Raw genomic sequence first — 18,165 nt, 5'->3', positions numbered from 1 at the left:
GCTGCCTCTGGCGCGCATCCGGGCGAAATAAATGTCTAGAGCAAATCCTGTCGCCAAAGTCTTCAACTTTGGCGGGATTTGCTCGAGGTGGAATTGCCGCTGCGCACACGCCATATTGGGGGGAGACGTTTCAGAGCGCCATCCGGACCTTCGCGGCCCGGACCGGAAAGGCTCCAGGCATGAGACTGGTGCATGTGGCTCTCTTTACGGCCGCGCTGGCCGTTGCGGCGCTCGCCTTCCTCATTCCGAGTTGGGGTGAGACGGGCGAAGGCTCCCGGATTGCCCTTCTGATCGAAATCGACGGCGCCATCGGCCCGGCCACCGTCCGGCAGGTGAGGGAGGGCTTGGCCAGTGCCCATGAAAGAAATGCCGAGGTCGTCATCCTGCGCCTCAATACGCCGGGCGGCCTTGCCACCAGCATGCGCGAGATCATTGCCGATATACTGGCGTCGCCGGTCCCCGTCGTCGGCTTTGTCGCACCCCCGGGCAGCCATGCGGCGAGCGCGGGCACCTATATCCTCTATGCCACCCATGTGGCGGCCATGGCGCCCGGCACCAATATTGGCGCCGCAACGCCTGTCGAGATCGGCGCGCCCTTCCCGGGACTGCCGGGGGAGGCGACCAGAACCCCGACGACAAGAGTGCGACGCCGCAGGCGCCGTCCCAGGACACGATGACGAAAAAGGTGACGAATGATGCCGTGGCGCTCATCCGCAGCTTGGCGGAACTGCGTGGGCGCAATGCCGACTGGGGCGAAAAGGCGGTGCGCGAGGCGGCGAGTCTTTCGGCGCAAGCCGCGCTCGATGCGCACGTCATCGACTTCGTCACGGGCGACACGGCCAGCCTCCTGCAGGCGATTGACGGCCGCAAGGTCACGACGACGAGCGGTGTGAAGAGCCTCGCGACCAAGGGATTGCCGGTCGAGACAATCGAACCCGGCTGGCTGATCAGGCTTCTCTCGGTGATCACCGATCCCAATATCGCCGTCATCCTCATGCTCATCGGCGTCTACGGGCTCATCTTCGAATTCATGAGTCCGGGCGCGGTGGCGCCGGGCGTGATCGGCACTCTATGTCTCGTGCTCGGTCTCTATGCGCTCAATCTCTTGCCCATCGATTATACCGGCCTTGCGCTGATGCTGCTGGGCCTCACCTTTTTGACCGTTGAGGCCTTCTATCCGACGGTCGTTCTGGGCGCCGGCGGAGTAGCCGCCTTTCTTCTTGGCGCCGCGATGCTGTTCAAGGTCCAGGCGCCCGGCTATCGGTTGTCCTGGATCGCAGTGCTCATCGGGACAGCTCTGATCTCAACGCTCCTGCTGCTCTCCGGCCGCTTTCTGTGGCGAGCCCGCAGCACCCCGGTTCGCATCGGCCGCCGGGCCATGCTCGGCTTGCCGGCCGAGGTCCTGGACTGGTCGGGAGGTGCTGGCCATGTGCTCGCCGAGGGCGAGCGCTGGAATGCCCGAAGCGGCGATAATTTCGTGGCGGGCGAGCGGGCCGAAATCGCGGGCATCGATGGGCTCGTCCTCACTTTGCGGCGTAAGCGGGAACTGGGTCCAAGCTTGGGAGAACCTCCATGATGATCGATTATGTCGCCTATCTGGTGCTGGCCGCGATCGTGATTCTGTTCTTCACCTCGGCCATCCGGATCCTGAGGGAATATGAACGTGGTGTCGTCTTCACGCTCGGCCGTTTCACCGGCGTGAAGGGGCCCGGACTCATCATCCTCATTCCCTTTGTGCAGCAGATGGTGCGGGTGGATTTGCGCGTCGTGGTGCAGGCCATTCCGCCGCAGGATGTGATCTCGCGCGACAATGTCTCGGTCAAGGTGAATGCCGTCCTCTATTTCCGCATCGTCGATGCGGAGCGTGCGATCATCAAGGTCGAAGACTTCATGGCGGCGACCAGCCAGCTCGCCCAGACCACCTTGCGCTCGGTACTCGGCAAACATGAGCTCGACGAGATGCTGGCCGAGCGCGACCGGCTCAACAGCGACATTCAGGAAATCCTCGACCAGCAGACCGATGCCTGGGGCATTAAGGTGACCAATGTCGAGATCAAGGATATCGATCTCAACGAGAACATGGTCCGCGCCATCGCCAAGCAGGCCGAGGCCGAGCGGTTGCGCCGGGCCAAGGTGATCAATGCGGAAGGGGAGCAGCAGGCGGCGGAGAAACTGGTGGAGGCCGGCAAGATGCTCGCCGCCGAGCCGCAGGCGATGCAGTTGCGCTACTTCGCTGCCTTACATGACATAGCAGGCGAACGGTCCTCGACCGTGGTCTTTCCGCTTCCGGTGGACTTGCTGGCGCATTTTCAGCGCCCACGGGGCGAGGCCAAGTGATCCGGGGTCAAGCCTCAGCCGGTTCCGAGCGCGATTTGAGCCAGTAGCCGATCGCCACTACGAGGACGGCGCCAATGGCGGCCGCGACATAAACCGGGGTCGAATGCGGCTCGATTTCGAAGTGGGTGGCGATGATGGGATCGGTGGCAAGCATCTCGCCGGCGATCCAGCCGAGCAGCGCCGCTCCGGCCCAGACGATGATCGGGAATTTCTCGATCATCTTCATGATGAGCTGCGAGCCGACCATGATGAGCGGGATGGACAAAGCCAGGCCGAAGCCGAACAGCCAGGGATTGCCTTTCGACACGGCGGCGATGGCGACGACATTGTCGAGGCTCATCACCGCATCGGCGAGGGCGATGGTCCACACCGCCTTGTAGAGCTTGTCGGAGGCGGCGATAGCCTTCTCTTCGACTTCCTCACCCTTGGCGAGCTTCACCGCGATCCACACCAGGAGCAGGGCGCCAACGAGCTTCAGGAAAGGGATGGCGAGGAGGTGGGAGATGATGAGCGCAAAGATGATGCGCAGCAGGATGGCGACGCTGGCACCAAGGATGATGCCCCATTTGCGCAGATGCGGGGGCAGCGAGCGGCAGGCGAGCGCGATGACGACGGCATTGTCACCGGACAGGAGGAGGTCGATCCAGATGATCTGGAGGATGGCGACCGAACTGGCGAGGATATAGTCCATGCCTGCCGATATGAGCGAGTTTTTGGGCCGATGCCAAGAGCTAAGCGTGTTTCAGGCGAAAATCCTTGAGCACGGCGCGGGCGGCATTGTGGCCCGGAGCCCCGGTGACCCCGCCCCCCGGATGGGTTCCCGAGCCGCACATATAGAGGCCGGAGAGAGGGCTGCGATAATCGGCATAGCCGAGCATGGGACGCGCCGAGAAGAGCTGGTCGAGCGACAGGGCACCATGGAAGATGTCGCCGCCGATGAGTCCGAAAGTGCGCTCGAGATCCAGCGGTGAATTGATCTGGCGGCCAAGGACGCTTGCCGCGAAGCCCGGGGCGTAGTCATCGACGGTCTTGATCATGAGATCGGCTACCTCGTCGCGATGCTCGTCCCATGAGGCGCCGTCGGGCAGTTCGGGTGCCACATGCTGGCAGAACAGGCTCGCGACATGGGCTCCGTTGGGGGCGAGCGAGGGGTCGAGTGTCGAAGGGATCAGCACCTCGACGATCGGCCGGCGGCTCCAGCCGTGTTCACGCGCATCGTGATAGGCGCGGTCCATATAAGAGAGCGTCGGCGCGATGATGATGCCCGACGTATGGTGATCGCCGACGCTGCGCCCCGGCAGGCAGGTGAAAGAGGGCAGTTCTGCGAGTGCCACATTCATGCGGAAGGTGCCGGAGCCGCATTTCCATCGCCTGATGCGGTGGAGGAAATCGGCGGGCAGGGCATCCTCGGGCACAAGGCGGCCGAACAGGAGCTTGGGATTGAGATTGGAGACGACTGCCCGGGCCCTGTAGCTTCTGCCATCGGCGAGGACGACGCCCTGCGCGCGGCCCTTTTCCACCATGATCTCGCTCACCGCCGCGTCGGTGATAATCTCGACGCCCTTGTCGCGGCACGCCTTGGCCATGGCCTGGGTGATGGCGCCCATGCCGCCCAGCGCATGACCCCACACGCCCTTCTTGCCATTCACCTCGCCAAAGCAATGATGCAGCTGCACATAGGCGGTGCCCGGCGTCTTCGGGCTGGCAAAGGCGCCGACGATCGAATCGAAGCCGAACACGGCCTTCACCACGTCGGACTCGAACCAGCCGTCGAGGAAGTCAGCGGCCGACTGCGTGAAGAGATCGTAGAGCACGCGCTTGCGCTCCAGCGAAAGCGAGCCCAGCCGCCGTGCGAGAGCGCCGGCCTTGAGGAGCTCGGGCAGGCTCGACAGCAGCCCACCCTCGACCAGATTGGGCGGCGGCTTCAGCACCAGGTCGCGCAGTACGTCGGCGATCGCATCAATCTCGTCGGAGTAGCGCGGATAGGCGGCAGCGTCCTTTTGCGAGAATTTGGCGATCTCGGCTTCGGTCCGCCCAGGGCCGGTCAGCAGATAGCGCCCGTCGGGCTGCGGCAGGAAATTCGAGGCGCGCCGCTCGACCACGGTCAGTCCGTGTGCTGACAAATTCATGTCGGCAATGACCTTGGGATTGAGCAGGCTTACCGTATAGGCGGCGACCGAGTTGCGGAAGCCCGGATGGAACTCTTCCGTCACGGCGGCGCCGCCTACCACGGCACGCCGTTCCACGATCTTGACTTTCAATCCGGCAGAAGCGAGGTAATAGGCGCAAACCAAGCCGTTATGACCGGCGCCGACAATGAGGATATCCGTCGTCATTCAATGCATCTCCCGTTCCATGCTTTTTGACTCGCGTCTTCGCGCCACGTCAATGGCGGGTCGCATTAGAGACACATTCAGCGCTAGGATTCGGCTTGCTTACAAACAAAAGGATAACAGGAATGCGTAAACTCGCTTTGGCCGCGGCTGCGGTTGCAGCGCTCGGCCTCTCCGCTCCGGCGGCAGATGCGAAAACAGGGGTGAAGATAGGGGTGCTGACCTGCTCGATCGAGGGCGGGGTGGGCTTGATTCTGGTCTCATCGAAGAAGATCAACTGCGTCTATCAGCCGTCGGGCGGCGGGCGGGTGGAGCGCTATGAAGGGCGCATCCGCAAGCTCGGTGTCGATATCGGGGTGACCCACCAAACCATCCTGGCCTGGGCGGTTTTCGCGCCCGGCAAGACCAAGCGGGGCGCGCTCGAAGGAACCTATGTCGGGGCGACAGCCGAAGCCACCGTGGTGGCCGGACTTGGCGCCAATGTCCTGATTGGGGGATTCAAGAAAACCATTTCTCTCCAACCGCTTAGCGTGCAGGTGCAGACCGGTCTGAACGTCGCTGCAGGCGTCGCCGGGCTTTATCTGGATTTCGTCCGCCGCTAAGCCTATCGCTAGGAAACTGTTGCCTATTTGCCGCAGCGCGCAAGAAAAATGCGCGTCTGCGGCAAATTACTTTTGGGGGATTGATACCTGGAGTTAGTGTCTTCCTGACTGAACAGTGCGGGGCGGCCTTGTACTGACGAGGCAGGGGGCATGATTCGAAGGAAGGCCTGGCTTACGGGAGCCGCTCTAACGGGCACCGTGGTCATAAAGGGCTTTGGCGGCGCCGCCTTTGCGGCCGATGTCGTCGAGCCTGGCTGCACGCCGGCTGTTTCATCCTTGAATGGAAAGATCGAAGGCGGCGCCGGCTATGCCGACAAGGAAAACGAGGCGGGCGATTTGGCCGGAGAGGCCGGCGGCTTGCTGAGCCTTCCGCTCGGCTGTCTGTTCGGCTTCCAGGCGGATATCGGCGTGAACGACATACTCGCAACACACAATATGGCGCCGTCGGCCATTTATTCATCCGCGATCCGGAAACCTATCTCTTTGGCGTCACCGGCGGCGCGACCGACGGCGATGATGCCACGCACTATGCGGTGGGTCCCGAAGCCGAGCTCTATCTCGGCAATATGTCGCTCGAAGCCTGGGGCGGGTATCTCAATATCGATTCGGATGATGGTGACGGCAAGGATACCGGTTTCATCATCGGCGATGTCGCTTACTATATGACCGACGACTTCCGGGTGTCGGTCGGCGGCAAGGTCATCGATAATTATGAAGGCCTGCGCGCCGGCTTCGAATATCAGTTCGGCGGCATGCCGATGTCGCTCTACAGCAAAGCGGAGTATGGCGACAGCGAGTTCTTCTCGCTCCTCGGCGGCCTGAAATTCTATTTCGGCGCCGAGGACAAGACCCTGATCCGCCGTCATCGCGAGGATAATCCGCGCAACCGCACGCTCGATCTGTTCACACCGGGGGACGACAAGAACGACAATGGTGGCTATGCCGGTGGCGGCAGCCAGCCCTGACCAGTCGGGAGCTCGCGCACACCGAGCGGCGGGTTTCCGCGGCTCTTCGCATTTTGATCGGTGTGCACCGACTCGATGACACACAACTCTGCTTCTTAAAGTTGCAAGTAGGCATATTCACAACTTATGTGAGTTGCGTGTTCCGCTGAGGGAAAATTGGATCGCAACCTTTGATTTAATCCTTCGTCGCGCTGTCTCCATCCGACGTTGAATTACGTTGCGATATTGTTGCTAAGTTGCCGCAGGTCCATTGAAATTTCCCTGACGTGCGCATTTTCGTTTGTGCGTTTCAACATGCGCGGATAGACGATCAGGCGGGGCAGCTACCAAGTTGAGGCAAATAATGATCAGAAAGAGAGCATGGCTTTCCGGGGTCGCGCTTACGGGCACGGTCGCCATTACCGCTTTCGGGGGTACGGCTTTCGCCGCTGATGTCAGCGCGCCCGAATGCGCCGTCTCGTCGGTCAATGGCAAGATCGAGGCCGGCGGCGGGTATGCCGATATGAAGGACGAGAATGGCGACTTCGCCTGGGAAGCCGGCGGCTCCCTGTCGTTCCCGCTCGGCTGCATGTTCGGTTTCCAGGCCGACCTCGGCGTAACCGATCGGTTCGGCGATACCCAGTTCGGTGGCATCGGTCATTTCTTCGCGCGTGATCCGGAAAGCTATCTCATCGGCATCGCCGGCGGCGCCGTCGATGGCGATGACGCCACGCTCTATGCCGTGGGTCCGGAAGCCGAGCTCTATCTCGGCAATTTCTCGCTCGAAGCCTGGGGCGGTTATGTCAATGTCGATCGGGACGATGGTGACGGCAAGGACTCGGGCTTCCTCATCGGCGATGCGGCCTATTACATCACGGATGATTTCCGCGTGTCGGTCGGCGGCCGGATCATCGACGACTATGAAGGCGTGCGTGCCGGCTTCGAATACCAGTTTGGCGGCATGCCGATGTCGCTCTACAGCAATGCCGAATATGGCGACAACGACTATCTGGCGGTTCTCGGCGGCCTGAAGTTCTACTTCGGCGGCGAGGACAAGACCCTCATCCGTCGTCACCGCGAGGACGATCCGCGCAACCGCGCGCTCGATCTCTTCTTCAAGAGCGGCAACGGCGACAATGACAGCGGGGGCTATGGTGGCGGCGGCGAGGAGCCGCCTCCGACCTGATATTCTCCAGAGAATATAGATGGAAAAGCCGCGGTGTTCCGCGGCTTTTCTTTGGTGCATCGGCTGATCCGGGAAGCTAGTCTCGTCACCGGTGAACGGGGCGGTGGGGAAATACATGCGGCGCGCCAGGCATGTGCTTTTGTGCTGGGAGTTCGGCGGCGGTCACGGCCACGTGCGCCGGCTCAAGTCGATCAGCGACCAGCTTCAGGCGCGCGGCTTCACGACCGCCTATGGCCTCCGGCGCCCGGAAGCCGGGCTGGCAATCGGCATCGCACTGGAAACGATCCGGCCGGCACCCAATTGGCCATTGCGGCCAGCCGCTGCCGGAAGGGGCATGACCAGCGCCACCTATGGCGACTATCTCGCGCAACTGATGCTGCGGCCTCACGACGATCTGGATGAGCGTTTCCGGCTCTGGCACGATCTCATCGAGAGGGAGCAGCCCGATCTCGTCATCGCCGACTATGCGCCGAGCGTGTCGCTCCTGTGCCATGAGCGTGTTTCCGTTGTGGCGATCGGCGACGGCTATACCCTGCCACCGCCCACGCTCGACAGCTTTCCGCGCCTCATCGAGGACGTGCCCATTGAATATGATGAGAGTGATGTCGTGCGCCGCATCAACGCCGCGCTGAGCACCTATGATCGGACACCGATCACCCGCTATCCGCTGATCAACCGGGCGGACCAGCATCATCTTCTGACCTTTCCCTTTCTCGATCCTTATCGGGATCAGCGCGCCGGCGGCTGGCTCGGGACCGCGGACACAAGAGGGATCATCCTGCAGAACGAGGCCCCCAGGCGTCTCTTCTCATATTTCCATGAGAGCCGGCAGACCGACGCGCGGCTCGTCGACGGGCTCGTCCAGTCGGGCCTCCCCGGCAAGGCCATCTTCTCATCGCCATTGCGGCGAACGGTGAAAAAACTCGAGGCGGCTGGCATCGAGACCCCTGACGGTCTTGCCGATCTCGCCACAGAGCTGGCGGCGTCGGGGGTGCTCGTTCATCAGGGCAGCGGCGGCATGACCATGGCCGGCATCGCCGCCGGGCTGCCGCAGGTCATGCTGCGGTCCGACCTGGAGAAGACACTCAATGCGAAAGCCATCGTGGCGCGCCATGCCGGCATCGTCCTCGGCTGGAGCAGCTTCGTGGCGCAGGACCTCGCCAGGGCGATCAGGGAGGCGGCCGAGAGCCCGGCCATGCGAGACGCCGCGCGTCAACTCTCGCGTGAGAACGAGGCCTATCTGCAACTCGATGCGGCGGCGGAAATCGCCAATGCCTGCGAGAGTTTACTTGCCGGATAGTGGACTTCACGCGATTGCCACTTGTCATCATCGCAAAACAGCGCAAGCATAGAGGCCGAGGAGCCGCCCCGACGGGGTTTCCTCGCAAGACGGGCGGACCCGGACGGCATTGGCGCAGTCAGAGGGAGGTCCCGGAAATGAGCAGCACAAATGGCAGAGAACGTCAGGGTCCGCGGTGCATCGCACTCGTGGGGCCCTATCTGAGCGGCAAGACAACGTTACTCGAAGCCATTATGTTTCGCCTCGGCGCCATTCAGCGCCAGGGCAAGGTCTCCGATAAGACCAGCATCGGCGACGCGGCGCCGGAAGCCCGTGCGCATGGCATGAGCATCGAGCTCAACGCGGCCACCGGCTCTTTCATGGGCGAGACGTTCACTTTCATAGATTGTCCGGGCTCGATAGAGTTCGGCCAGGAGGCGCGAGCCGCCCTTGCCGGTTGCGATGCAGCCGTCGTCGTCTGCGAGCCCGACGACAAGAAAGTGCCTGCCCTGCAATTGATCCTCAAGCAGCTCGACGATCTCAATATCCCGCGCTTCATTTTCATCAACAAGATCGAGCGCACCGAGAGCCGGCTGCGCGACGTCCTGACCTATCTGCAACCAGCCAGCGCCACGCCTCTGCTTCTGCGCCAGATTCCGATCTGGAAGGACGATATCGTGCGCGGCTTCGTCGATCTCGCGTTGGAGCGCGCCTTCATCTATCGCGAGAACGCGCCGAGCGAGGTCGTCGACATGCCCGCCGACATCCTCGACCGCGAGAAAGAGGCCCGCTTTGCGATGCTGGAAAAGCTCGCCGACTATGACGACGAGCTGATGGAGCAGCTGCTCTCCGACATCGAGCCGCCGCGTGACCGCGTCTTCACGGATCTTACGCGCGAATTGGCGGAAGGATTGATCACGCCGGTGCTGTTCGGCTCGGCGGAGAACGGCAACGGAATTCTGCGGCTCATGAAGGCGCTGCGCCACGAGGCGCCGGGCGTCGCTGTGACCGCGAAGCGGCTCGGCCTCAGCGCCGGCAACGGCAGCGCCAACGGAACAGCCGCGCTGCAGATCCTCAAGACCTTCCACACGGCGCATGGCGGCAAGCTGTCGCTGTCGCGGGTGCTCTCGGGCGCGATTGCCGACGGCGCCACGGTCTATGGCGGCAAGGGCCAGGATGCGCGCGTTGCCGGGCTCTTCACGCTGATGGGGTCCACGCCGCAGAAGATCGCCAAGGCGGAGGAGGGCGATACGGTCGCGCTCGGCAAGCTCGACAATATGGCGACGGGCGAGACGATCTCGACCGCCAAAGCCGCCGCGAAGCAGCTGGCCACGCTCAATGTGGCGCCGGGTGTCTATGGGCTCGCCATCTCGGTCGCCGACCGCAAGGATGAAGTGAAGCTCACCAGCGCCATCGCCAAGCTCATTGAAGAGGATCCATCACTTTCGCTGGATCAGAACTCGAGCACGCATGAGATGGTCCTGTGGGGCCAGGGCGAGATGCATCTGCGCGTGGCCTTGGAAAAGCTGCAGGGCAAGTTCGGTGTTCAAGCCATTTCGCGGCCTCGGCGCATCGACTATCGCGAGACGATCCGCAAATCGGTTCAGATCCGCGGCCGGCACAAGAAGCAGTCGGGCGGCCATGGCCAGTTCGGCGACATTGTTGTCGAGATCAAACCGCTAGCGCGCGGCTCCGGCTTCGCCTTCACCGACACGATCACCGGCGGCGTGGTGCCGAAGCAGTATATACCGGCGGTGGAGACCGGCATACGCGACTGGATGGGCCAAGGTCCGCTCGGCTTTCCCGTGGTGGACTTCACCGTCAATCTGAGCGACGGCTCCTATCATGATGTCGATTCCTCGGAGATGGCGTTCAAGACCGCGGCCCGCATTGCGATGAGCGATGGTATGCCGCAATGCTCTCCGGTCCTGCTCGAACCGATCGTCGCGGTGGAGGTGCATGTGCCAAGCGAGGCAACCTCGCGTGTCAACCAGATCGTTTCCGGCCATCGCGGTCAGCTTCTGGGCTTCGACGGACGTGATGGATGGCTCGGCTGGGACACCGTGAAGGCGCATATGCCGGAAAGCGAGATGGGTTCGCTCATCATCGAGCTCAGATCGGCGACATCGGGTGTCGGCACCTTCGTGTTCAAGCACGATCATATGTCGGAACTGACGGGCCGGCTCGCCGATCAGGTGGTGACCAACCGGAAAGCGACGCTCGCCGCCTAGCGTGGGATGGGAAAAAGCGGACGCCGGTTTTTCGCAAGTATCCCGCGCTGAAATATTGGAATCGATCACGGTTATGAGTTTTGATTGACTCAATCAAAACTCATCGTGATCTAGTGTCCCGAATCCGAAGTTCGCCACTGCCAGCGGGACCTCCCGAGCGAACTTCGGATTCGGAAGGACACTAGATTACCTAATGATTCTAGTGTGCTTTTGAACGCGAAGTTCTTGTCGGTGCAAACCGTCTGATATCAAGAACTTCGCGTTCAGCACACTAGCGAGGCTCAGGTCAGGTAGCGGATCAGCATCGACGCCAGCATCAGCATGGAGCCCATGCTGACGATGTCGGTCACTGTCGTCAGGATGATGCTCGAGGCGGTGGCGGGGTCCGCGCCCAGTTTCTTGAGCGCGATCGGCACCGATGCGCCGGAGAGTCCGCTGACCAGGACGGAGAGGATGGTGGCGACGAAAACGATGAAAGCGAGGACCAGCGGTCCTTTGTCGCCCTGTATCATCGCGACGACATAGATCACCAGCCCGACGAGAATGCCGGTGACAATGCCGTGCAGAATGCCCAGACGTATCTCCTTCCACAGTGCGATGGAGTAGAAGTCGGTCGTGCCTGTGCGCTCCAGGGTGCGCAAGGTGATGGCCAGCGCCTGGGCGCCCGTATTGCCGGATTGACCGGCGAGCACGGGGAGAAAGGCGGCCAGCAGCACGACGCGGTCGATCGTATCCTGGTAATTGCCGACCACCAGGCCCGCCGCAAAAGCGGTGACGAGATTGATCATCAGCCAGGGCAGACGGGATCTGACCGAGGCCACGAAGGGGGTCGCAACGGTCTCGCCTTCATCGACACCGACCATTCGGCCGGGCGTTGCGGTGAGACGCGCCTCCTCGATCTCATGCAGCTTGGCCGCGCGCACCACGCCACGCAACTTTCCGTTGCGGGCGCAGACGGGGTATTCCGGAATCTCCCTGCCCTTGATGCGGCTCAGGGCCTCGTGCACGTCGAGGCCCTTCTGCAGGGAGACGATCTTCGTCAGCATCACGTCGGCGATCCTGGCTTTGTCATCCGCCAGTATGAGATCGCGCATTACGCAAAGTCCCATCAGCCGGCCCTTCTTGTCGACCACCATCGGATAGGTGAAGAGCCGGTTGCGGGGGATGGCGCGGATAGCCGAGATCGCCTGGGCGACCGTATCGCCGGGTGCCAGCACCAGAACCGGTTCCTGCATAATGTCTTGAATGGCCGTCATATCGAGGCACCCCTTCGGCTTCTCCTGCCCACCACAAGCGGGCGAAGTTTTCCGTTAATTATGCATTTACGCGATTCCCCGGCCATCCCGATGCTATGGGCGATCACGCGAATTTGCCAGATGTTGCAGAGGGGCGCCGGCGTGGAGGTTGTAGAGTAAATATTTAGCAATGATTTCAATATCCTGGGTTGAAAATACGGAAGAGGATATTGCGGTTTACGCTCCGAGAGAGCAAGATGAGTTCGAGGGCGCTACCAGCTGGGGATTCGTATTATGGCTTATGTTGCGCGGCTCGCGGGCGCAGGCGTGATTTGCCTCTATGCCCTCACCACACCGATCCAGGCCGCAACTCCCATCGGCAAGATCTTCGCCAAATCCGGATCGCCGAACGCGACTGGACCGGGAGGATCTCGTTCTCTCAACCAGGGAAGTCCGATCTATGAGGATGACAGGGTGCAGACCGGAAACGGCAATGTGCAGATCATCTTTATCGATGACACCAAACTCGTGGTCGGTCCCAATTCGACTCTCGTCATCGACCGCTTCCTCATGCGCGGTGGGAACAAGGCGCGGAAATTCTCGATCGACGCGCTGCGTGGTACATTCCGCTTCATCAGCGGCAACAGCGCCAAGAACGCATATGATATCAAGACCGCTAACGCCACCATCGGCATCCGTGGCACCGGTTTCGATTTCTCCTCCGGCCGCGCGACCCTCGTCGCCGTTCATGTGGGCCGCGTCAAGCTGTGCGCCTACGGCAATTGCGAAACCGTCGATGACCGCTGCGGCGTCGGCCGCGCCGCAGGTAGAGATGTGGAGGAGCTGGGCGGCAGGGCAAAAGGAAGTGCCATCAGGAGTCTCCCCTATATCCTCAATCAAGCGCCGCTGGCGCGTCCGTTCCGGCTCAATACCTCGTCCTGCCGGTCGGTTGCGAGCTTGTTCCAGAATTTCTTCGGTGGCGGCACGCAAGGGACGGATCGCGATCGCGAGCGCACGCCACCTACCTCCACTCGCACCAGAGACGGTGGCGGGTATGGTGAATGACCGGAGCGGGCGCGCGCAAGACCTGGGCGGGTGTCGCGGTCGGCGTCGCGGTCCTCATCGGCTTGATGCTGTTACGCGGTTACGATCCACCACTCCTGCAATATATGCGCAATGCCGGCTTCGATCAGCTGCAGAGGATCTGGCCGCGCGAAAAGCCGCGCGATCTGCCCGATGTGGTGCGTGTCGTCGACATCGACGAGCGCTCTCTCGCCGAACTCGGACAATGGCCATGGTCGCGCAAGGTGCTGGCCCGATTGGTCGATGAGCTCAGTAGTTTAGGGGCGGCAGTCATCGCCTTCGACATCATTTTCCCGGAACCCGACCGATTGTCGCCGAGCCGCGTTGCCGGAGATCCCGATCTGGTTTCAGGACTGAGCCCCGCGGCACGCCAGGAAATCTCCGCCACCTTTCCCGATAATGACGAGATATTCGCGCAAGCCATAAGAGGCCGTCCGGTTGTCCTCGCCTTCTCCAATGCGCCGGGCAATGTGCGCAAGACGGCGCCGCGTGTCGCCGGCTTTGCGCAGACGGGCCTCGATGCGAGCAAGGCTCCGCCCTGGATACAGAGCGTGGCCGCCAATATTCCGAAGCTCGAAGCGGAGGCGGCGGGGTTCGGCGGTATCAATCTCGATCTCGCCCGCGAGCAGGGCATTGCGCGGCAGACGCCCATGCTGTGGACGGACGGCACCGGCTTCTATCCGAGTCTCGCGCTCGAGGCGTTGCGCGTGGCGCAAGGGGCATCGACAATCATCGTCAATGCCTCGGATACGACCGAGAATGCCATCGACAGCATCCGCGTCGGCGATTTCGACATCCCAGTGGCGGAGGATGGGCTGTTCGCGGTGCGCTACCGGCGGGATTCGCCCGATACCTACGTGTCGGCGGCGCGGATCATTTCGGGCGTCGAGCGTGATGCTCTGGCGCCGCTCATCAGCGGCAATATCGTGTTCATAGGCACGTCGGCGGCCGGGCTTCGCGACGTGCGCATGTCGGCGCTAGGCGAGGCCATACCGGGTGTCCTCGTCCACGCCCAGGTTGTCGAGCAGGTTCTGAGCAACGATTTTCTCACCCGGCCACAATGGGCGGCGGGCGCCGAATTGGTTGCGATGGCCGCTCTCGGGCTTGCACTCATCGCCATCCTCATGTTCTGGACGCCGATGATCGGCGCGGTGGCCGGCGTCGCTGCGATCGTGTTCATGGCCGCCGCCTCTGCCTACGCGTTCAGATCGCTCGGCATCCTGGTCGATGCGACATTCCCGGTCCTGGCGATGATCCTCACCTACCTGGCGACGCTGGCCTTCCGTCTCCTCGTCACCGATAGCGACCGGCGCATGCTGAGGAGCGCGTTCGGGCATTTTGTCTCGCCCGACGTCCTGGCCGAGATCGAGAAGAATGCCGATGCGCTGAAACTGGGCGGCGAGGTGAAGAACATCTCGGTGCTCTTCGTGGACATCCGAAAATCCACGACCTTGAGCGAAAAACTTCCGCCCGACGCGCTCGTGTCGCTTATCAACACGTTGCTCGACCGGTGGAGCAATTCCATCATCGCGCAAGGCGGAACGATCGACAAATTCATCGGCGATGCGATCATGGCCTTCTGGAACGCGCCGATGTCGAAGTCGGATCATCAATTCTATGCCGCGAAGGCGGCGCTCGGTATCCGCAAGGCGACGGCGGAGATCAACGCTGACGCGGGAGTCAGTGGCATCCTGAAGGAGCGCGGCCAGTGGCCGTTGCAATGCGGTGTCGGCATGTCCACGGGGCCGGCTTGCGTCGGCAATATGGGATCGCAGACGCGTTTCGACTATTCGGCCGTCGGCGAGACGGTGAATATCGCGGCGCGCACCGAAACAGCAAGCAAACGCGCCGATTTCGACATCGTCATCGCCGGCGAGCTCGATCCCGTAACCAGGCGGCTGGCCATCCTTCCGGCGGGGCACGTCGCGATGGCGGGCCTTTCCCATGAAATGCTGATCTGGGCAGTGGTGGGGGATGAAGCCACGGCACAATCGGCCGCCTTCGCAGAACTCAGCGCGGCACATGCGACGCTGCTCGACGATCTCGCCCATAAGCAAGAGAACCGGCTCTCCGAGATTCTCGAGAAATGTGTGGCCCTGTCCCGCGAGGTCGAGCCACGACTCGCCGCGTTCTATGCCGCCATTCCAGGCCGCAAAGGTGACTTCGCGTGACGACAAAAAGTGGTTTCCCTCGCGAACCCATTTCGGGAACGTCCCCGGCTCCGTGTTAGATGAACGACTATTCAATGAAAAAGCCGTTCAAGAATTCGCTAGCGACACCGGATAGGAATTGACGATCATCCACAGTTGAATTAACAGCGATGACATCGTTCAAACGGGAGAGGGGGCTATCCCGATGTCAGATTCTGATGTCATTTCCATTAACTGTCCACATTGCGGAACAACCACGGTCAAGACCTTCCCGTGGGCGATGACGCACTTCACCACCCGCTGCACCAGCTGCCGCAAAGCCTACCTGATCGATCGCGCATATCTGCTGCGCAATCTGCAGCGGCTTGACGCCGCCACCAAGGCGTCCGTGGCCGATTGAGATCACCGCGCAATTTCGGCTGCTGTCCGCTCCGCGGACCGATATGTTTCCCGACGCGTATGTCAGGCAGTATCCGTGATCGCTTCGCGGTACCGGAACTGATCGCTTTCAATCATCAGCTTATGCTCACGCCGATCAAATTTCCGAACAGGCGTTCCTTTGCCTGTAACTCGGTGCTCCTCCTCAGCGTATAAGGGGTATGGCCAGCCACGGGCGGGCAAGCCCCTCGCGGGAGCGTGAATTGCCCTGACCGGAGCCGCGGCCTAGTATGCCGGATAGCGGCTGTCGGGCTTTGCCGCCCCCGTGATCCGGATGGCGAAGGCTTGAGGACACGCACTATGCTGATCAAACGAAAAATCGGGTGGGAACTTCCAGAACGGCTGGTGACGCCCGAACCGATCTTCCTGAACCGTCGGGCACTCCTCGCCGGCCTCGCGGGGGCCGCCATGGCCGGTTTCACGGATAACGCGCTCGCCGACAGCGACCCGTCCCAGGGGCTCTATCCGGCACCGCGCAATCCCGCTTTCAAAGACGCCGGGCGTGCCGTCACGGACGAGAAATACAATACGAACTACAATAATTTCTACGAATTCGGGACTTCGAAGACGATTGCCTCGGAGGCGGAGAATCTGCGGATCCGTCCGTGGGAGATCGCGGTCGACGGGGAGGTCGAGAAGCCCTTCACGATCGGCATCGATGATCTGCTGAAGAAGATGACGCTCGAGGAGCGCATCTACCGCCATCGTTGCGTCGAGGCCTGGTCGATGGTCGTGCCCTGGTCGGGCTTCCCGATGCGCAAGCTCGTCGAGATCGCCAAGCCCAAAGCGGATGCCAAATATGTCCGCTTCGAGACCTTCAACGATCCGGAGATGGCCTCTGGTCAGCAGCCCGGCCTTTTCGGCTCCATGCCGTGGCCCTATGTCGAGGGACTCACCATGGCCGAGGCGATGCATGACCTGACCTTCGTCGTTACAGGGGCCTATGGCAAGCCGGTGGCCAAGTCGATGGGGGCGCCGATCCGCATCCACATGCCGTGGAAATACGGTTTCAAATCGATCAAGTCGATCGTCAAGGTGAGTTTCGTGACCGAGCGTCCCATCGGCCTCTGGGAGCAATTACAGGCCTCCGAATATGGCTTCTGGGCGAATGTGAATCCCGATGTTCCGCATCCGCGCTGGAGCCAGGCCTCCGAACAGGTGCTGGGAACCGGTGAGCGGGTCCCGACGCAATTGTTCAACGGCTACGGCGAGTTCGTCGCGGCACTTTATACCGGGCTCGAAAACGAGAAGCTCTATATGTGAGTGCCCTGGGTTGAGCCGAGGCTAGGAGCGGCAACTTCCCGCTGTATCCGGTGTCTTTCGTGTCGAAAGAGCAACAAAAGAAAAGGCCGGACAAAGCTGTCCGGCCAAGGATATGGGCTTGTCCCGGTGAAGGGACGTCTCCGGTCCGGGTGAGGGTGGTCCGGAAACATCAGCGGAGCGATACAAGGGGAGGGAGTAACTTCCGCTGCTCGCGCATTCCCAATGAATGCGACGATGTGAAGATGCTTCATTTGCTTATGTCAGACAAGCTGACACATCTCATGGGTGGCATGCCGTACTCGCATGGCATTGATTTATAAGGACTTTGGACAACCATCCAACAAACTCGCGAAGTTGATCGATTCCAAGGAGTTGGGATATCGAAACGGGCCGGAATTCTTGCGCACGGCACAGAAACGCATGGCAGGCCTTGGCTCGACATATAAGCGAAATGAGATCACAACTAGGTCATGGGATTTGACCTATTTTGGGCCCTGCTGATCTTCACCATTGTGATGACGTTCACCCCGGGCCCCAACACGATGATGCTGCTCGCCTCGGGCGTGAATTTCGGCTTCCGTGCAACCGTGCCGCACATGGTTGGAATTACGCTGGGAATGGGCCTGATGACAATTCTCGTTGGCCTGGGACTGGGCGAGCTCTTCCAACTCTACCCGTCGATCTACACGCTGCTTGGCTATGCCGGGGCCGCTTATATGCTGTTTCTGGCCTGGAAGATCGCAACCGCGACATCGATTGGAGAAGGCCGCTCGTCCGGCCGGCCGATGAGCTTCCTGCAAGCAGCCGCCTTCCAATGGGTCAATCCCAAAGCCTGGGTGATGGCGGTCACGGCAATCACCACCTATTCCATTCCCGAATCCCATCTTTTCTCGGTGGCACTTCTCACGCTGACTTTCATGGCGGTGAGCGTGCCCGGCTGCTCGACCTGGATCCTGTTCGGGACGGGGCTTCGGCGCTGGCTCGAGGATAAGAGGCGGCTGCGCATCTTCAACGTGACGATGGCGGTGCTGCTGGTCCTGTCGCTCGTGCCAGCCTTCTGGCATGGGTGAGCGGCTGGCCTTCA

16 protein-coding genes are annotated in these 18,165 nt (G+C 61.5%); 13 read left to right on the top strand and 3 right to left on the bottom strand.

Annotation, left to right across the window (positions count from 1 at the left end; translation table 11 throughout):
* The first annotated feature begins 179 nt into the window (after positions 1 to 179).
* From G5V57_RS35030 to G5V57_RS00795, 3 genes are read left to right on the top strand one after another with little or no spacing between them, the layout of a single operon-like run.
* On the top strand, positions 180 to 677 hold the full coding sequence (locus tag G5V57_RS35030) for a hypothetical protein (RefSeq protein ID WP_371744704.1): 498 nt from the start codon (positions 180 to 182) through the stop codon (positions 675 to 677).
* Positions 674 to 1,576, top strand: coding sequence for a nodulation protein NfeD (locus G5V57_RS35025; RefSeq protein ID WP_371744703.1), 903 nt, complete (start codon positions 674 to 676; stop codon positions 1,574 to 1,576). Before G5V57_RS35030 ends, G5V57_RS35025 begins: the two co-directional genes overlap by 4 nt.
* Positions 1,573 to 2,337, top strand: a complete 765-nt coding sequence (locus tag G5V57_RS00795) for a slipin family protein (RefSeq protein ID WP_165165733.1) — start codon at positions 1,573 to 1,575, stop codon at positions 2,335 to 2,337. The genes G5V57_RS35025 and G5V57_RS00795 overlap by 4 nt, the downstream gene beginning before the upstream one ends.
* Before the next feature lie 7 nt (positions 2,338 to 2,344).
* On the opposite strand, the gene G5V57_RS00790 is transcribed toward G5V57_RS00795, so the two are convergent.
* Complete coding sequence (locus G5V57_RS00790) at positions 2,345 to 3,028, bottom strand: TerC family protein (RefSeq protein WP_165165732.1); 684 nt, start codon at positions 3,026 to 3,028, stop codon at positions 2,345 to 2,347.
* A gap of 40 nt (positions 3,029 to 3,068) precedes the next feature.
* Positions 3,069 to 4,673 (bottom strand): NAD(P)/FAD-dependent oxidoreductase, encoded by a 1,605-nt coding sequence (locus G5V57_RS00785; protein ID WP_165165731.1) that lies wholly within the window; start codon positions 4,671 to 4,673, stop codon positions 3,069 to 3,071.
* A gap of 122 nt (positions 4,674 to 4,795) precedes the next feature.
* Here G5V57_RS00785 and G5V57_RS00780 point away from each other — a divergent pair, with 122 nt between their 5' ends.
* The 5 genes from G5V57_RS00780 (at position 4,796) to G5V57_RS00760 (ending at position 10,912) form a co-directional block, all read left to right on the top strand.
* Complete coding sequence (locus G5V57_RS00780; RefSeq protein WP_165165730.1) at positions 4,796 to 5,272, top strand: DUF992 domain-containing protein; 477 nt, start codon at positions 4,796 to 4,798, stop codon at positions 5,270 to 5,272.
* A gap of 533 nt (positions 5,273 to 5,805) precedes the next feature.
* The gene (locus tag G5V57_RS00775; RefSeq protein WP_165165729.1) at positions 5,806 to 6,237 is read left to right on the top strand and encodes a hypothetical protein; all 432 of its coding nucleotides are present in this window, start codon (positions 5,806 to 5,808) and stop codon (positions 6,235 to 6,237) included.
* A 343-nt stretch (positions 6,238 to 6,580) separates the two neighbouring features.
* Positions 6,581 to 7,402 (top strand): hypothetical protein, encoded by an 822-nt coding sequence (locus G5V57_RS00770; protein ID WP_165165728.1) that lies wholly within the window; start codon positions 6,581 to 6,583, stop codon positions 7,400 to 7,402.
* A gap of 115 nt (positions 7,403 to 7,517) precedes the next feature.
* Positions 7,518 to 8,702: a glycosyltransferase family 1 protein gene (locus G5V57_RS00765; protein WP_165165726.1), complete on the top strand. Its 1,185-nt coding sequence runs from the start codon at positions 7,518 to 7,520 to the stop codon at positions 8,700 to 8,702.
* Between the two features lie 137 nt (positions 8,703 to 8,839).
* Entirely contained in the window at positions 8,840 to 10,912 is a 2,073-nt protein-coding gene (locus G5V57_RS00760) for an elongation factor G (protein ID WP_165165724.1), read from the top strand.
* 281 nt (positions 10,913 to 11,193) lie between these two features.
* Here G5V57_RS00760 and G5V57_RS00755 read toward each other — a convergent pair whose 3' ends face one another.
* On the bottom strand, positions 11,194 to 12,168 hold the full coding sequence (locus G5V57_RS00755; RefSeq protein ID WP_165165722.1) for a magnesium transporter: 975 nt from the start codon (positions 12,166 to 12,168) through the stop codon (positions 11,194 to 11,196).
* A gap of 273 nt (positions 12,169 to 12,441) precedes the next feature.
* On the opposite strand from G5V57_RS00755, the gene G5V57_RS00750 reads away from it, so the two are divergent.
* From G5V57_RS00750 to G5V57_RS00730, 5 genes are all read left to right on the top strand, one after another.
* On the top strand, positions 12,442 to 13,212 hold the full coding sequence (locus G5V57_RS00750) for a FecR domain-containing protein (protein WP_165165720.1): 771 nt from the start codon (positions 12,442 to 12,444) through the stop codon (positions 13,210 to 13,212).
* On the top strand, positions 13,209 to 15,401 hold the full coding sequence (locus G5V57_RS00745) for a CHASE2 domain-containing protein (protein WP_165165718.1): 2,193 nt from the start codon (positions 13,209 to 13,211) through the stop codon (positions 15,399 to 15,401). Before G5V57_RS00750 ends, G5V57_RS00745 begins: the two co-directional genes overlap by 4 nt.
* A 184-nt stretch (positions 15,402 to 15,585) precedes the next feature.
* Entirely contained in the window at positions 15,586 to 15,780 is a 195-nt protein-coding gene (locus tag G5V57_RS00740) for a hypothetical protein (RefSeq protein ID WP_165165716.1), read from the top strand.
* 338 nt (positions 15,781 to 16,118) lie between these two features.
* The gene (msrP, locus tag G5V57_RS00735; protein WP_165165714.1) at positions 16,119 to 17,081 is read left to right on the top strand and encodes a protein-methionine-sulfoxide reductase catalytic subunit MsrP; all 963 of its coding nucleotides are present in this window, start codon (positions 16,119 to 16,121) and stop codon (positions 17,079 to 17,081) included.
* Positions 17,082 to 17,551: 470 nt separating this feature from the next.
* The gene (locus G5V57_RS00730; protein WP_165165712.1) at positions 17,552 to 18,151 is read left to right on the top strand and encodes a LysE family translocator; all 600 of its coding nucleotides are present in this window, start codon (positions 17,552 to 17,554) and stop codon (positions 18,149 to 18,151) included.
* The last annotated feature ends 14 nt before the right edge of the window (positions 18,152 to 18,165 follow it).

This window comes from Nordella sp. HKS 07 (assembly GCF_011046735.1).
GTDB lineage: Bacteria > Pseudomonadota > Alphaproteobacteria > Rhizobiales > Aestuariivirgaceae > Taklimakanibacter.
Note: the sequence above shows the minus strand (reverse complement) of the source record. Positions and strands in the feature narration are given on the sequence as shown.

Bases quoted from the DNA above. Each gene is read 5' to 3' on its own strand.
- G5V57_RS00790 (WP_165165732.1), bottom strand. From the start codon at position 3,028: ATGGACTATATCCTCGCCAGTTCGGTCGCCATCCTCCAGATCATCTGG.
- G5V57_RS00780 (WP_165165730.1), top strand. From the start codon at position 4,796: ATGCGTAAACTCGCTTTGGCCGCGGCTGCGGTTGCAGCGCTCGGCCTC.
- G5V57_RS00730 (WP_165165712.1), top strand. From the start codon at position 17,552: ATGGGATTTGACCTATTTTGGGCCCTGCTGATCTTCACCATTGTGATG.
- msrP (WP_165165714.1), top strand. From the start codon at position 16,119: ATGCTGATCAAACGAAAAATCGGGTGGGAACTTCCAGAACGGCTGGTG.
- G5V57_RS00740 (WP_165165716.1), top strand. From the start codon at position 15,586: ATGTCAGATTCTGATGTCATTTCCATTAACTGTCCACATTGCGGAACA.
- G5V57_RS00765 (WP_165165726.1), top strand. From the start codon at position 7,518: ATGCGGCGCGCCAGGCATGTGCTTTTGTGCTGGGAGTTCGGCGGCGGT.
- G5V57_RS00785 (WP_165165731.1), bottom strand. From the start codon at position 4,673: ATGACGACGGATATCCTCATTGTCGGCGCCGGTCATAACGGCTTGGTT.
- G5V57_RS00750 (WP_165165720.1), top strand. From the start codon at position 12,442: ATGGCTTATGTTGCGCGGCTCGCGGGCGCAGGCGTGATTTGCCTCTAT.
- G5V57_RS00770 (WP_165165728.1), top strand. From the start codon at position 6,581: ATGATCAGAAAGAGAGCATGGCTTTCCGGGGTCGCGCTTACGGGCACG.
- G5V57_RS35025 (WP_371744703.1), top strand. From the start codon at position 674: ATGACGAAAAAGGTGACGAATGATGCCGTGGCGCTCATCCGCAGCTTG.
- G5V57_RS00745 (WP_165165718.1), top strand. From the start codon at position 13,209: ATGACCGGAGCGGGCGCGCGCAAGACCTGGGCGGGTGTCGCGGTCGGC.
- G5V57_RS00760 (WP_165165724.1), top strand. From the start codon at position 8,840: ATGAGCAGCACAAATGGCAGAGAACGTCAGGGTCCGCGGTGCATCGCA.
- G5V57_RS00795 (WP_165165733.1), top strand. From the start codon at position 1,573: ATGATGATCGATTATGTCGCCTATCTGGTGCTGGCCGCGATCGTGATT.
- G5V57_RS35030 (WP_371744704.1), top strand. From the start codon at position 180: ATGAGACTGGTGCATGTGGCTCTCTTTACGGCCGCGCTGGCCGTTGCG.
- G5V57_RS00755 (WP_165165722.1), bottom strand. From the start codon at position 12,168: ATGACGGCCATTCAAGACATTATGCAGGAACCGGTTCTGGTGCTGGCA.